Annotated in this window: 13 protein-coding genes; 6 read left to right on the top strand and 7 right to left on the bottom strand. The window is 38.5% G+C overall.

The annotated features are described in order from the left end of the window. Positions 1 to 232: 232 nt before the first annotated feature. From ACLU24_RS00950 to ACLU24_RS00970, 5 genes are all read left to right on the top strand, one after another. A complete protein-coding gene (locus ACLU24_RS00950; protein WP_412609562.1) occupies positions 233 to 1,483 on the top strand; it encodes a competence/damage-inducible protein A in 1,251 nt (416 codons plus the stop codon). A 144-nt stretch (positions 1,484 to 1,627) separates the two neighbouring features. Then, on the top strand, positions 1,628 to 2,236 hold the full coding sequence (locus tag ACLU24_RS00955) for a cytidylate kinase-like family protein (protein ID WP_412609564.1): 609 nt from the start codon (positions 1,628 to 1,630) through the stop codon (positions 2,234 to 2,236). A 12-nt stretch (positions 2,237 to 2,248) separates the two neighbouring features. Further along, positions 2,249 to 3,094, top strand: a complete 846-nt coding sequence (locus ACLU24_RS00960) for a YwqG family protein (RefSeq protein WP_412609566.1) — start codon at positions 2,249 to 2,251, stop codon at positions 3,092 to 3,094. 16 nt (positions 3,095 to 3,110) lie between these two features. Further along, positions 3,111 to 3,344, top strand: coding sequence for a hypothetical protein (locus ACLU24_RS00965; RefSeq protein ID WP_022264423.1), 234 nt, complete (start codon positions 3,111 to 3,113; stop codon positions 3,342 to 3,344). Between the two features lie 23 nt (positions 3,345 to 3,367). Next, on the top strand, positions 3,368 to 4,051 hold the full coding sequence (locus ACLU24_RS00970; RefSeq protein WP_412609569.1) for an acyltransferase: 684 nt from the start codon (positions 3,368 to 3,370) through the stop codon (positions 4,049 to 4,051). 233 nt (positions 4,052 to 4,284) lie between these two features. Here ACLU24_RS00970 and ACLU24_RS00975 read toward each other — a convergent pair whose 3' ends face one another. From ACLU24_RS00975 to ACLU24_RS01005, 7 genes are all read right to left on the bottom strand, one after another. Next, positions 4,285 to 6,339, bottom strand: coding sequence for a penicillin-binding transpeptidase domain-containing protein (locus tag ACLU24_RS00975; protein WP_412609571.1), 2,055 nt, complete (start codon positions 6,337 to 6,339; stop codon positions 4,285 to 4,287). 145 nt (positions 6,340 to 6,484) lie between these two features. Continuing rightward, a complete protein-coding gene (gene mreD, locus ACLU24_RS00980) occupies positions 6,485 to 6,991 on the bottom strand; it encodes a rod shape-determining protein MreD (RefSeq protein WP_412609574.1) in 507 nt (168 codons plus the stop codon). Positions 6,992 to 7,005: 14 nt separating this feature from the next. Continuing rightward, entirely contained in the window at positions 7,006 to 7,890 is an 885-nt protein-coding gene (gene mreC, locus ACLU24_RS00985) for a rod shape-determining protein MreC (RefSeq protein WP_412609577.1), read from the bottom strand. A 33-nt stretch (positions 7,891 to 7,923) separates the two neighbouring features. Beyond that, complete coding sequence (locus ACLU24_RS00990) at positions 7,924 to 8,928, bottom strand: rod shape-determining protein (RefSeq protein ID WP_412609974.1); 1,005 nt, start codon at positions 8,926 to 8,928, stop codon at positions 7,924 to 7,926. 314 nt (positions 8,929 to 9,242) lie between these two features. After that, positions 9,243 to 9,689 (bottom strand): dUTP diphosphatase, encoded by a 447-nt coding sequence (dut, locus tag ACLU24_RS00995; RefSeq protein WP_412609580.1) that lies wholly within the window; start codon positions 9,687 to 9,689, stop codon positions 9,243 to 9,245. 42 nt (positions 9,690 to 9,731) lie between these two features. Continuing rightward, entirely contained in the window at positions 9,732 to 11,849 is a 2,118-nt protein-coding gene (locus tag ACLU24_RS01000; protein WP_412609583.1) for a U32 family peptidase, read from the bottom strand. Then, positions 11,797 to 12,324, bottom strand: a complete 528-nt coding sequence (locus ACLU24_RS01005) for a cell division protein ZapA (protein WP_412609586.1) — start codon at positions 12,322 to 12,324, stop codon at positions 11,797 to 11,799. The genes ACLU24_RS01000 and ACLU24_RS01005 overlap by 53 nt, the downstream gene beginning before the upstream one ends. A gap of 536 nt (positions 12,325 to 12,860) precedes the next feature. Between ACLU24_RS01005 and ACLU24_RS01010 the strand changes: the two genes are divergently transcribed. Next, entirely contained in the window at positions 12,861 to 15,269 is a 2,409-nt protein-coding gene (locus ACLU24_RS01010; RefSeq protein WP_412609589.1) for a glycogen/starch/alpha-glucan phosphorylase, read from the top strand. Positions 15,270 to 15,301 lie beyond the last annotated feature (32 nt).

The raw sequence follows: 15,301 nt of genomic DNA on the forward strand, positions 1-15,301 counted from the left end.
TTGTAGTTTATTATTCGCGTCTTAATTTTTTAAGTCAAAAGTTTCGCTCAAGGCGGAGTGCCTCCGCCGTCAAGACGCATTTTACTTTTTTGTTAAATTGCAGCTTGTTATTCGCGTCTGAATTTTTTAGGTCAAAAGTTTCGCTCAAGCCTTTTCAAAGGCTTGCAGGGTCAAGGGACGGAGTCCCTTGTGGGTTTTAAGGGCAAAGCCCTTAACATAGGAGGAATATTTTATGAAAGCTGAAATTTTATGTGTTGGAACTGAGCTTTTGCTCGGTGATATAGTAAATACCAACGCAGTATATCTCGCAAAAGAACTTGCAAAACTTGGAATAAATGTTTATCATCAAGCCGTTGTTGGCGATAATCCGGAAAGACTAAAAGCAAGCCTAAAAGAAGCACTTTCCCGTTGCGACCTCGTCATCACAACAGGAGGTCTTGGACCTACTTGTGACGATTTAACAAAGGAAACAGCCGCAGAAGTTCTCGGACTTCCTATGGAAGAAAATGCCGAAGAACTTCAGCATATAAAGGAATATTTTAAAAAAATTAACCGCATAATGACCGATAACAACCGAAAGCAAGCCCTTATTCCAAAAGGTGCTGTTGTACTTAAAAATGGCTTTGGCACTGCCCCCGGTATACTTGCAGAGAATAATGGCAAGTTTCTTGCACTTCTTCCCGGTCCGCCAAGAGAAATGCGTCCTATGTTTGATAATGAGCTTGCACCAATTCTCAAAAAATATACAGGCAAAACATTAGTTTCAAGAACAATACATATATTTAATATAGGCGAATCTGTCGTAGAAAGCAAACTTAAAGACCTTATGAATAGTCTTGAAAATCCTACTCTTGCACCATATGCAAAAGATGGCGAGGTACTTCTCAGAGTGACTGCCTCCGCAGAAAGCACTGAAAAAGGCTACGAAATGATAGAGCCTGTAATAGAAAAAGTTCGTGAAATTATCGGTAATGAATATATCTATGGAATAGATGTCGGCAATCTTCAAACAGCTCTAGTAAAAACCTTACACGAAAAAAATCTCAAAATTGCAACTGCTGAAAGTATTACAGGCGGTCTTGTATCAAAGCGTATAACCGAAGTTTCAGGTTCATCCGAAGTTTTCGAGTGTGGTGTTTGCTCATACTCAAATAATATAAAGCACAGCGTTTTAGGAGTATCACAAGAAACTCTTGATACTTTTACCGAATATAGTGCTGAAACTGCTTTAGAAATGGCTAAGGGAGTTCGCAGAATTTCCGGTGCGGATATTGGCATATCCACTACCGGAATAGCAGGTCCAAATGGAGGAACAGATGAAAAGCCTGTTGGTTTAGTATATGTAGCAGTAGACAGCGATAATTACAGCGATGTTAAAAAGTTACTTTTAAGCAGAGGTTTTTCAGAGGAACGAGAGCTTATCCGTTATCTTGCCTCATCTCACGCACTATATATGGGGCTTACCGCTGCTAAAAAGTTATAAATCCACAAAAGAAATTTAATTAGTATAGCTCATAAATAAACTATTCTCTTGACATTATAAGCAAGACACTGTTATAATAAATTAGCATAAAATTATTCCTGATTGCGTAAAATTATGTTATATTTACCGAAAGGAGCTGTACTTATGGTTATTACAATATCAAGACAATTCGCCAGTGGCGGACACGAAATCGGACAAAAACTTGCAGAAAAACTTGGTTTTAAGTTTTATGATAAAGAGCTTATCTATAAAGCTGCTGAAATGAGCGGTATAAGCCCGGATATTCTCAAGGAAGTTGATGAAAAAGCGGCAAGCAGCTTGCTTTATTCACTTTCTCTCGGTGCTTCAAGCATTGTACACGGATTCTCCGGCACTGCCCAGTTACCTATAAACGACAGAGTTTTCATCGCACAACAAAAGCTCATCAAAGAATATGCCAACGATGATTGTATTATCGTTGGAAGATGTGCAGACTATGTTCTCAAGGATAATAAGAACTGTATCAAAATTTTTATTTATGCAGATTTTGATTTTCGCAGAGAGCGTGCTATAACTGTCGAGGGAATCGACGAAAATTCCGTAAATGCTTTTATCGCTAAAAAAGACAAAACCAGAGCCAACTATTATAATTACTATGCCGACACAAAATGGAGCGATTTTAACAATTACGATTTATGCATAAACAGTGCCTTTCTTGGCATAGAGGGAACAGCAAGGCTCATTGAAGAAATTATAAATATAAAGAAAAAATAAAGAGGTGCTAATATGCCTGAAATTGACGAGATTATCGCAAAGTTTAAAGAAATAACAAAAACTCAGTGCATTGGAATCAATACAACGGAGAGTGAAACAGATCCTTTTGAAAGTAGCTTCGGAGGAACACCTTATCTCCCAAAGGATTTTGAATATCCTCATACAGAAAATTATAATCAAAGGGGTACTCAAATCCCTATGATACTTTTAGCACAGATAAATTTTGAGGAAGTTCCTAATTTTGAAAACTTCCCGGAAAAGGGAATTTTACAGATTTTCATAAATCCTACCAGCGATTTATATGGTGCTGATTTTGACAATCCAACAAATCAAGAAGATTATAAAATCTTCTATCACGCTGATGTTGACAAAAACCCAGAAAACCAGCAGAAAGCACCAATTATCAAAGATTACATTGATAAAAGTAAGGGCGATGAGATTTATTCTCCAATAGATACTCCTTTAAAGCTTAGCTTTGAGATTCAAGAGCAATATATGACTTGTAGTGATTATAAGTTTGATGAAACCTTCACAAAGCTTTATAATGAAGAAACAGGCTCAGACTATGAAGAGTTTTTTGATATGCCAGACGAAGTCACTGAAAAAGTATTATATGAAATTGAAGAAACTGGTCATAGAATGGGCGGATATCCGTTCTTTACTCAGAGCGACCCAAGAGAATATGACGAGGAAACTCGTGAATACAGCACCTTGCTATTGCAGATTGATTCCGAAACAAACGGCAAAAAATTTGTAACTCTTTGGGGCGATTTGGGTGTTGCTAACTTCTTTATCAAACCTGAAGATTTAAAGAATTGTAAATTCGATGATGTAGTATATAATTGGGATTGTGGCTAATTGAGGTGAATTTTAATTGAAACAGCACGAATTTCTTGGCAGAGCATCTAAAGGACGCTTTTGCATAAATGGCGTTGATGTTTTCAAGTATCCGTGGCACAGCTTTGGTGAATGTGCTGTTGTGCTTGAACCTGATACAAAAAAGCCTTATGCTTTTTCATCTTATAGCGTTACAAGCGGAGATAAAGAGATACGCTTTTTCGCCGGAAAATTTGATGATGACGAATGGGCTTTTTACGATTTTGAATAATAATTTTTTAGAGGGTGTATTGTATGTATAGTTATCTTGAAGCAAGCTCGCTTCTTGATTTTGACCAAACCATTGCTAAACCACTTTTTGACGGTGTAAAGTATCCGTGGGAGGTTTTGCCGAAAATCAGCGATTTTATTATCGCTCTCGGTGAAACACTCGACCCGAACGAATATGAAAAGCGTGGTGAAAATATCTGGATTGCCAAATCCGCAAAAGTTTATGACAGTGCTTATCTGACAGGTCCTTTAATAGTTTGTGCAAATGCTGAAATAAGACATTGTGCATTTATCAGAGGTTCTGTTATTATCGGAGAAGGTGCAGTTATAGGCAATTCAACAGAATTGAAAAATTCAATTATTTTCAACTATGCTCAAGTTCCGCATTATAACTATGTTGGCGATTCTATCCTTGGATACAGGTCGCATATGGGCGCAGGCTCAATTACATCTAATCTCAAGTCCGACAAAACTCTTGTAACAATTATCACAGATGACGGCAGAGTTGAAACCGGACTAAAGAAATTCGGTGCAATGGTCGGCGATTATGTCGAGGTCGGCTGTGGTTCAGTTTTGAATCCTGGTTCAGTTATCGGCAGAAAGACAAGTATATATCCGCTCTCTATGGTTCGTGGATATGTCCACGAAGGAAGCATTTACAAGAAAAAGGGCGAAGTTGTAGAACGCACACACGGCTTCTGCGAATAATATAGTCGTTCTGCTTTGCCTATAAAAATTAGTATATTCTTACAAAGTAAAACACGCACAACTCTTTTTACGGGTTGTGCGTGTTTTTATGTTAAAGAGTGTTAAACCTCGACATCTGCAAGATAAATCACAATTCACGAGGAGAAAATAACTACTGTAGTGCGAATACAGGTAGATTCAGAATATCCAGCGATTCTGAATCTTGATTGCGGAGGCACTCCGCCTTTTTAATCTTAACTTTTGCTTGTTTCTTTTGTTGTAGAAACCGGATTATCCTTAAAATATTGAGTAAGAAGTTTTTTTGCAACATTCATCGCAACAGAACTTTTTGCACCATGCTCTACCATAACACCTACAGCTACCTGTGGATTATCAGCAGGTGCATAACATATAAAGTTTGCGTGGTCACTTCCGTTATTTTCAGCCGTACCGGTTTTCCCGACAACCTGAATCTTAAAATCTCCGAAAACTGAACCATAAGTTTCGTTTACCGCCTTAATCATACCCTCTTTAACTATCGCAAGATTTTCTTCACTTACGCCCATACTGTCAACAACGGTTGGATTATTCGGGTCATTCTCGGATATAACAGTTTTTCGGTCATAGCTGACAACCTTTCGGACAATATGCGTTTGAAGTCTTGTTCCGTTATTAGCAAGTGTTGCCGCATAAGTTGCAAGTTGAATAGGTGAAATAAGCGTATCCGACTGACCTATTGCTGCCTGAACCGTATTTCCCGGATACCATTCACTGCCCCAGCTTTTGCTATTTTCAGGGCCAGCTATTGCACCGCTTGTTTCTTCGCCTTCTCCAAGCTCCACGCCTGTCGGACTTCCAAATCCAACACGCTTAGCATAGCTTTCTATGCTTTCAATTCCAAGTCTTCTGCCCAAATCATTAAAGAAATAGTTACACGAAACCGAAATAGCCTTTGTAACATTGATGGAGCCATGAACGCCCATACAGTTAATTCTCAAACCATCATAATAGTCATATGTTCCTGTACATGTAATGTTTGTACCTTTATTTATAGCCTTTTCTTCAAGAGCCGCAGAAGCAACAAGTGGCTTAAAAGTAGAACCTGGTGTAAATGCACTCTGAAAGGCACGATTTATAAGCGGGTCGCCCTTTGTCGTAGCAATCTTAGAATAATCCTCCCAATATTTTGAAAGGTCATATGTCGGGTATGTTGCCGCACATATAACGGAAAAATCCTTTACATTAAGCATTACAACCGAGCCGGAAATACAATCCTCGCCGGAATGTTTTTTCCCTGCTTGCTTTGCAAGGTCCTGTGCCTCTTTGGTAGCCTCTTTAAGAGCTTTTTGTGCAAGTAACTGATATTTAGTATCTATCGTAAGGTAAACGGTATTACCTGGTTCAGCATTTTTAGTTTCAACAACATCAAGGACATTACCATTTGAAGAAGCACGAATCATTTTACTTCCTGATTTGCCACGAAGTTGATTTTCATACGATTTTTCTATTCCAAATTTTCCGATTTTATCATTAAGAGAATAATCATCATCTGATTTTTCCTTATATTCCTCGCTCGAAATAGCGCCATAAGCGCCAACTATCTGTGCGGCGGCCGTACCATTCGGATTCGTTCTGATAGTCGAATTTCTGACATCAACGCCTGCTATATCCTGAAAATTCTCCGAAACAATCGCCATAGTATCAGCACTTATTTCGTCTGCAAAAGTATAAGGAGTAGATTTGTTGTAACCCATTTTTTTCATATTATAGCGAACGCTTATAATATTTCTTTGTTCCTTTTTTGAATACCCATCGCACTTATAACTTTCTTTAAGTTTGCTCATACATTCTTCGGCAGTAGAATAGGTATTCATATTAAGGTTATCCTTACTTTTAAGTTCAGCAATTTCGTCCTCCATATTGTCCGCAAACTTATAGTTATCGCCGTCCATAACAATAGGCAGATCGTCAATCCATTTCTCACCGCATTTTTCCATAAGAAGAATTAATGCAAGAATGGTGTCATTAAGCTTATCATCTTCCATATAGAGTTTATCTATAACCACCTGATAGCCTGTACTATTGACAGCTAAACCTACGCCATTAACGTCGAGGATTTCTCCTCTAAGAGCCTCAGTTTCAACCGTATAGCTTGTAGATGTTTTTGCAATCTCATCATACTTGTTGCCATTTATAAGTTGCCAATCTGCAAGTCTTGCGGTAAACATTCCGAAGATAATAAGCAAAACGATTAAAAGAAACGCAGTACGCCCATGTTTGTGCTTTTTTTCTGTTTTTTGTTCTTCCATAATAACTGCATTCCCCCTTTTAAACTATCTGTCAATTAACTGTGTTTAGTGATGAAAATTTATTGTTATTTAGTCAGCAAATATTCAATGGGCGAACATAGTTCGCCCCTACAATTAACATATAAGTTTTTCATATCCGATACATTTACAAACTCACCCTTAAAGCAAGAACCTTATTGACATAATAAGCTATTGGAGTAAGTGCTATTGTATAGAGTATTCTTGAAATATAGTGGTTTACGAAAAAATATCCGTTGTTGCCATATCCACACATAACATAAAAAAATAGGAAATGCAGTGATAATGCCATTGCTACCACTATAAACGAAATCACCATTGCAACGGATAGCCTTGTGCGAATAAGTTCGTTTGTAAGATAACTTATAAAATAACAGCACACCGTCATAATTATCGCAAAAAAGCCGATAACTCCGCCGTTGCTTATGTCAGTAAGAAGTCCACCAGCAAGTCCAAACCACAAGGCAGTCAATTTCGGTTCAAACATAGATATAGTCAAAACCACAGGAATTACAAGACTTGGTTTTCCGCCGAAAAGCTCAGGAATAAAATTTGGTATTCCCTGAATAACAAAAAGCACCAAAAGCTCTGTCGAATATATGATATATCTAAATATTCTGAATCTTCTCTCCACGAAAATTCCCCCGATTATTGTTTTGATGCTGTACTTTCTTGTTTACTGTTTTCTTTTGAGCTTTCGGACTTAGAAATAGTACCTTTTTCGAGATAATTGGTTATAACCGCAACAGAATTTACCTCCCGTATATTCTCATATGGCTTGATTATTGCCATAGGTTGACTATCATATTCGTCAAGCTTAATTTCCTTGATTTCTCCGATACGAATTTTTTCAGGAAAAATTCCGCCAAGCCCCGATGTCACAATAATATCGCCCTCCTGCATTGCATGTTGTGCAGGAATTTTAGTCATAAGAGAAAGATTATCGTCTGCATATTTCGATGAACCTGTAACAATTCCGCTATCGCTTGTACGTGAGTTAAGAACTCCCACCTGAATATCCGGCGAAAGTATAGTCCTTACCTTACAAGTAGTTGCGTCAACTTCACAAACCATTCCCACCAAACCGTTTTCGGTTACAACAGGGTCATGAAGCTCTACACCGTCAATAGTACCCTTATCTATATAAAATCCATAAAAATTCTCGTTAGGGTCACGCCTTATAACCGTTGCGGGAAGAATATCATAGTCGGGATTTTCTTCCTTTAGATTATAATATTTTTTAAACTGTTCATTTTGTCCTTTAATGTCATAATAATCAACAAGCATATCACGAAGTTTACGGTTTTCCTCTTCAAGAGAATTAACCTCTTCTTGAAGCTCCTCGGCAGATTTTTGTGTATCTTTGGCAGAATCCACTGCATTTACAGCGGTTTTCTGCATAGGCATTGTAAAAAGATTTACAATATATGTTCCAAAAGAGCTGTTTCCTGCTGTAACTATGACAAGTATAAGTAAAACAGAAATAGCCCCAAGCAAAACCTTGAAGCTTTTTCCTGAAAATAAATTTTTCATAAAATGGTCACCCAATTAAGCTTAGTCAGCCATTTATTTCTTTCTCATAAAAAAGTCGCCGTCAATATTCATCTCAAGCCTTTTGCCCGTACCCTCGGCAACACAGTCAAGCGGTCTTTCTGCAACATGAACAGGCATATTTGTTTCCTGAGCGACAAGAAAATCCAAACCACGAAGTAAAGCTCCACCGCCGGTAAGCATAATTCCATGGTCGATAATATCCGCTGAAAGTTCTGGCGGAGTTTTCTCCAATGTGCTTTTTATAGCCTCTAATATAACAGAAAGTGGGTCTGCAAGGGCATCTCTTACTTCCGCCGCACTGATTACAACATTTTTCGGCAAACCATCAACAAGGTTTCTGCCCTTAATCTGCATATCACCCTCGCCCTCATAAGGATAAGCTGAACCTATTTTTATTTTTATCTCCTCAGCAGTTCTTTCACCGATAAGAAGATTATATTTCTTTTTAACATACTGAATAATTGATTCATCGAATTTATCGCCGGCAACCCTTACCGAGCAAGCTGTAACAATATCTCCGAGTGAAATCATAGCGACCTCAGATGTACCGCCGCCAATATCAACAACCAAACTTCCCGTAGGTTCAAATACCGGCAAGCCTGCACCAATAGCGGCAGCCATAGGTTCTTCTATAAGTTTTACATCTCCCGCACCGGCCTGTCTTGCAGTATCCTCAACGGCTCTGCGTTCTACATCTGTAACGCCTGACGGAATACAAACAACAACCTTTGGCTTACTAAAAATAGATGGCTTTACAGTTTGTCTGATAAAATGCTTCAGCATAGTCGCTGTAATATCAAAATCTGCAATAACACCATCTTTAAGCGGACGAACCGCAACAATAGAACCCGGAGTACGACCAATCATTTCTTTTGCGGCAGTTCCGACGGCTAAGACTGTATCGGTTCTTACATCAACCGCAACAACACTCGGTTCACGCATAACAATCCCCTTGCCCTTCATAAAAACAAGAGTATTAGCAGTTCCGAGGTCAATTCCAATATCCTTAGAAAACAATCCCATATATTCTCCTTCTCCCTTTGTCCAATTACTGTCTATATGCCAACAAAATATAAATATTTAAAGCAATTTTGAATGAGCGAACATAGTTCGCTCATTTTATCGTATTTACATAGGGTTTAATAATAGAGGTACTCCGTCAGGGAACCCCCTGCGAGGGTTCCCTACGAAAAACATTCCACTGGAATGTTTTTATACCCTCCTGCGCTTTGTGAAGCATAAAGTATTTCGCTCTCTGCGGAGAGCGAACAAAGGCTCTGCCTTTGGAAACTGCGAGCCTTTGAAAAGGCTCGAGCGAAAATTTTAATTTCTTAACATTTTCCTGTTGAGCCGAAACCGCCTTCACCTCTTGATGTGTCGGAAAGTTCATCAGCTATGACAAATTCAGCAGGCTTTACAGGCATAATTACCATCTGTGCTATTCGTTCGCCTGCGGAAATAGTATAGCTTTCGTTTGAAACATTGCAAAGTCCAACGCAAACCTCTCCACGATAATCGCTGTCAACTACGCCTACGCCGTTTGAGAGCGTTATTCCGTGCTTTACCCCAAGACCACTTCTCGCAAAAAGAAATGCCGCACAATCCGAGCTTTCAAGCTCTATTGCAAGTCCGGTAGGAATCATTGCAAGACTTCCCGGTTCAATGGTCACAGGCTCATCAATGCAGGCATATAGGTCTGCTCCTGCCGAACCGATTGTCGCACGCTTAGGCACAACGGCATTTTCTTTTAATTTTTTCACCTTAACAGTATAGCTCATTTTTATTTCTCCAAATCATTTAATTTTTATTTTAAGAAGTTTTCAACATAAACCACGATAGTACAAACCACGGGTAAATTCAGACTTCGGTGTGCTTTTTTCAACATAATCCTTGAGTTTTTCACTACTTTCAACAGGGTTTTCAACATTAAAATGCAGAATTTCAAAATCAACGTTCTTTATTTCGTTTTGTCTGTCTGAAAGTATAAGTGGTACGCAATTCAAAATTTCACAGCTTTGCTTGTCGCAAATTATCGGAAATTCCTTTCCCTTACGATCACGGATTGTCGGTGGAGTTTTGCAATTTTTACAACCTTTTCCGTCATTTTTAACAGGGCAATTTCTTGTAAGCATTAACGGAAGTCTGCCATATGAAATTATTCCTCTCGGAATATTTCCGCCAAGCTTTGCTATTTGTGCAAGCGTCAATTCAAATGAAACTTCCACATCAAGCATACCAAAGGATTCTGCCCATTCAAGCGCAGCTGTATTCGCAAGATTCAATCCAAAACCGCCGTGAATATCCATTCCCAATTTCTTAGCAAGGGCAACCGCTCCAAGATTTGACGCCAGAACCTCATAAACACCAAGCTTCTGCAAATCCTTCAAGCGATTTTCTATTTCATTTTCTCTGCCAAACATTGCTCTCGGAATCTCAACTGCAATGGCAAAACCTCTATCCATAAGGGAAGTTATTTCGCTATCTGCAAGAAACATCGGAACATAAATAAGTTCACAATCGAGAAAGTCATCGGGAATATTTCCTTTACAGAATTTTGCACGAAAACCCATACCCTTTGTATTATGTGTAACTGACTTCGGAAGATTCGGCATTTCAAATGCAATCGGATTAACTTTTTCACGAATTGCAAGCAATGCTTGTAGCGTATCTCTACGCATAGCATTAATAGATTTTGCCGACAAAGTCAGGCCATTATCTATTATACATTCTATCTTATCAGTATAGAACGGCGTACCGCCTGTTTTATTCAAATAGCCCTCACAGCGTTCAGCCGAAAGAGGAGTATTTATTGCTACTTCCGGAATATCTCCCATTGCCTCAGCAGAATTTCCGTCATTATCGCAGACAATAAGCTTTGCCGGCTTACCGTCTTTGACTTCAAGCTTAAACGAAACAGGCACCAACGGCATTTCATCTTTATAGCTTGTACGGATTTGTGTAAGTAATTTATTTGTAGCAGAAGTCACATCGTCTTTAGAGCGTGTTCCGAACATATCAGAACCAAGTTTTCCGGTATAATAACCGTCAGTAAAGCCAGAACGAGAAAATACTGCACGAAGCCTTTCGAGAATTTCCTCATCAACGAAGCCTTTATCTAAACTTTGTCTGCAAGCTGAAACTGCCGCCGCAACATATTCAGGACGCTTCATTCTGCCTTCAATCTTAAATGAGGTTACACCGATTTCGTGGAGTTCTCTAAGATTACTTATCAGCGAAAGGTCTTTCAGACTTAAATCATGACCGTTGCCACCTGCATCAAAGGGAAGTCGGCAAGGTTGAGCACACAAACCACGATTTCCGCTTCTGCCGCCCAACATCGCACTCATATAGCATTGCCCCGAAACGCTCATACATAACGCCCCATGAACAAAAACTTCTAATTCTATCGGGCAATTCATATTTTTCAATTTATCAGCAATTTCTTTAATTTCAGTTTTAGATAATTCTCTTGCAAGAACAACACGCTCAAAGCCCATATCATATAGCATTTTTGCCGCCTCTGCGGTATGTACAGACATCTGTGTCGAAGCGTGAAGAACCATATTCGGTGCAACTTTTCTTATAAGTGAAACCAAACCCATATCCTGAATAATTATAGCGTCAATGCCTATTTCACAAGCATATTTTATAAGATTCAAAGCTGATTCCATTTCATCATCATGAATAAGTGTATTACAGGCAAGATGAACCGTAACATTTCTTGCATGGCAGTATTTTACCGCCTCGAGTAACTGTTCACGATTAAAATTTCCCGCATTACCTCTCGCACTAAAAATATCCGCTCCGAGATAAACTGCGTTTGCTCCCATTCTTACAGCAGGATATATAACCTCAAGACTTCCGGCAGGGGCAAGAACTTCTATTTTAAGCATTATTATCTGAGGAATTTTCTTCTGTATCGTCAGCAGAATTACCAAAGAAGCTCATAATATCCTCTGCGGCTTCCTCTCGACTTTCTGTTGTTATAAGTCTTTTTCCGCGGCGAGATGAACGCCTTACGGGAGCGGAAAGTGGTTCTGTAGTTTCGTGTGATTTTTTAGAATCCTTATCAGCCAAACGCTGTCTTAAAGTTTCAATCTCAGAACGAAGCTTTTCTGTTTCTTTGCGAGCATCGTCAGCTTCTTCACGAGCCTTTTGTGCCTCTTCAAGATATTCGTTAAGCTGATTCTTCATATTTTCCGTCTGGTCAGCAAGCTTTTTAGAGAGGTCACAAAACTCCAATGCCGTCAAAATAGCAATATTAGAAATTGATACTCTCGGATTAGCTTCTAAGGTTTGCTTCATTTTTCTATCTACAACAGAAGCAATTTTCTGAGTATATTCCTCGTTATCTTCACTAAGAATATTAAGTTCTGTACCACAAACTTTTACTTTAATTTTATTTTTTGACACTTCAACTTCCTCCATTTCAATTTATTATTTTTGGGAAAATCCTGCTAAATTATATGCTGTCCTGATGGCGAAATTTTTTCACCGACTAATTAAATCTATTATAATACATTTTTGTCGAATTATAAAGCGTATAATTAATAAAAAGTCAGAAATTTTTCTTCCATTTTATATTTTTATTCCTATTTTTATAATAGAATCGAATACTATTACAATTTTTATTGATAATCATTTATCATTCACAGACAATAAAGAAAATATCATAAACTAAGTATCATAGTAATTATAATTATTTGTTATACGATATAGTTTTTACAACAAATATAATATATTTTCATTCAACACCAAAATCCCGAAAAAACATGGGAATTTATAATAATAAAATCATTATATTTAAAAATATAAGTACAACAGTTATCAACCTCAAATAATTTTTAAGTAAATATGACAAATTTTATTGAAATTATGCTGAAAATAGTATATAATTATACCTAAGTTATTTTTTTATATCAGATGCATTATTTTGGAGGGATATTATTATGATAAAAAAAACACTTACACCAAGTGAAGCTCGTGATATGATTGTTTCCAAGCTTTCACATAACTTCGGAGTAATTCCTACCGAAGCTACCGACGAGCATTACTACAAAGCAGTTGCTCTCATTCTTCGCGATATGATGAGCCACGAATATACAGCATTCACAAATGCTGCCGAAACTCAGAATAAAAAAACCGTTTACTATCTCTGTATGGAGTTCCTTATGGGCCGTTCACTCAAGAACACACTCTATAATCTCGGTCTTACTGATGTTATGACAAAGGCTTTGCAGGGACTCAATATCAAGATTGAAAATATATACGAGCAAGAGCCTGATGCAGGTCTCGGCAATGGTGGTCTTGGTCGTCTTGCAGCTTGTTTCCTCGATGGTCTTGCAACACAGAATTATCCTGCTATGGGATATTCACTTCGCTATGAATTTGGTATCTTCCGTCAAAAGCTCGTTGACGGTTGGCAGACAGAACTTCCTGACCGTTGGCTTCCAGGCGGACAAGTATGGCTTCAATCTCACCCGGAAAAGAGCGTAAAAGTCCTCTTTGATGGCAGAATTGAAGAAAGCTGGACAGACGGCTACCACAGCATCAATCATGTTGATGCAACAGCTATAGAGGCTGTCCCTTATGATATGATGGTTGCAGGTTACGGCGGAAAGGGTGTTTCCCGACTCAGACTTTGGGCTGCTAAATCTAACGACTTCGATATGAAACTTTTCAATGGTGGCGAATATATTCGTGCTATGGAGCAAAATGCTATGGCAGAAGTCATCACAAAGGTTCTTTATCCTGAAGATAACCACGCAGAAGGTAAGAGCCTTAGACTTAATCAGCAGTATTTCCTTGTTTCTGCTACCATTCAGGATATCGTCAGAAGACACCTCAGAACATACGGCACTCTCGATAACTTCCCGGAGCTTGTCGCTATTCATCTTAATGATACACACCCTGTTCTTGCTATTCCAGAACTTATGCGTATACTCCTTGACGAGTGTGGTTATTCATGGGAGAGCGCATGGGATATCGTCACACGCTCTATCGCATACACAAACCATACGGTTATGGCAGAAGCTCTTGAATGCTGGCAGGTTGATATGTTTGCAAGAAAGCTTCCAAGAATATATCAGATTATCGAAGAAATCAATCGACGCTTCTGTGCTGAAATGCACGAAAAGGGCATTGACGGCTCACAAATCGCAAGAATGGCTGTTATCAATGACGGCATAGTCAAGATGGCTAACCTTGCTGTTATTGCAGGTCATTCTGTAAATGGCGTTTCCAAGCTTCATAGTGAAATTCTCAAAGAATCTGTATTCTCAGATTTCTATAAAGTAACACCTGAAAAATTCAAGAATGTTACTAATGGTATTGCTCATAGACGCTGGCTCAATCAATCCAACCCAGGTCTTTCCACTCTTATCCTTGACCTTATCGGAGATAAATTTATAACAGACGCTTCTGCCCTTCAGGGACTTATGAAATATAAGGACGATGAAAGCGTTCTCAAGCAACTTGCTGCAATCAAGAAAGCAAATAAAATCAAAATGGCTGAATATATCAAGGCTAATAATGGAATTATCGTTGACCCTGATTCTATCTTCGATGTACAGGTTAAGCGTTTACACGAATATAAGCGCCAGCATCTTAACGCTATTCATATTCTCAGCACATACCTCTGGCTCAAAGCAAATCCAAACGCAGAATTTACACCTAAAACTTACATTTTTGGTGCTAAGGCTGCCCCAGGTTACTACTTTGCAAAGCAGATTATTCAGTTTATCGTAGAACTTGGAAATAGAATAAATAACGACCCTGATGTTAATAAGAAACTGAAGGTTGTTTATCTTGAAGATTATCGCGTATCTGTTGCAGAAAAACTTATTCCGTCAGCAGAAATTAGCGAACAGATTTCCCTTGCAGGTACAGAGGCTTCCGGTACAAGTAATATGAAGTTTATGATTAACGGTGCTGTTACACTTGGCACACTTGACGGTGCAAATGTAGAAATCCACGAATCTGTCGGCGATGATAATATCATTCTCTTTGGTATGACAACGCCTGAAGTTAATGAACTTAAACGCCGTGGTTATAATCCTCAGCAGTATTATAATAATAGCCGTGAAATTATGGATATTATCAATTATATTGAGAGAGAGTTCGGCGGAAAATTCCACGATATTGCAAATTCTCTCAGAAACAAAGACCCATATATGGTTCTTGCAGATTTCTCAGATTATTCTATTGCACAGCAAAACGCGTCTGCTCTCTATGCTGACCCGATGCACTGGAACCATATGTCGCTTGTCAATATTGCTCAGGCAGGACGCTTTGCAGCTGACCGTTCAATCAGAGATTACGCTAATACAATTTGGGAAGCTAAACCAGTTGAGCTTTAATTGATTAAAAACAAAATAATCTTCTTTTCTTA

It is taken from the genome of Pseudoruminococcus sp. (assembly GCF_047012705.1).
Lineage (GTDB): Bacteria > Bacillota > Clostridia > Oscillospirales > Acutalibacteraceae > Pseudoruminococcus.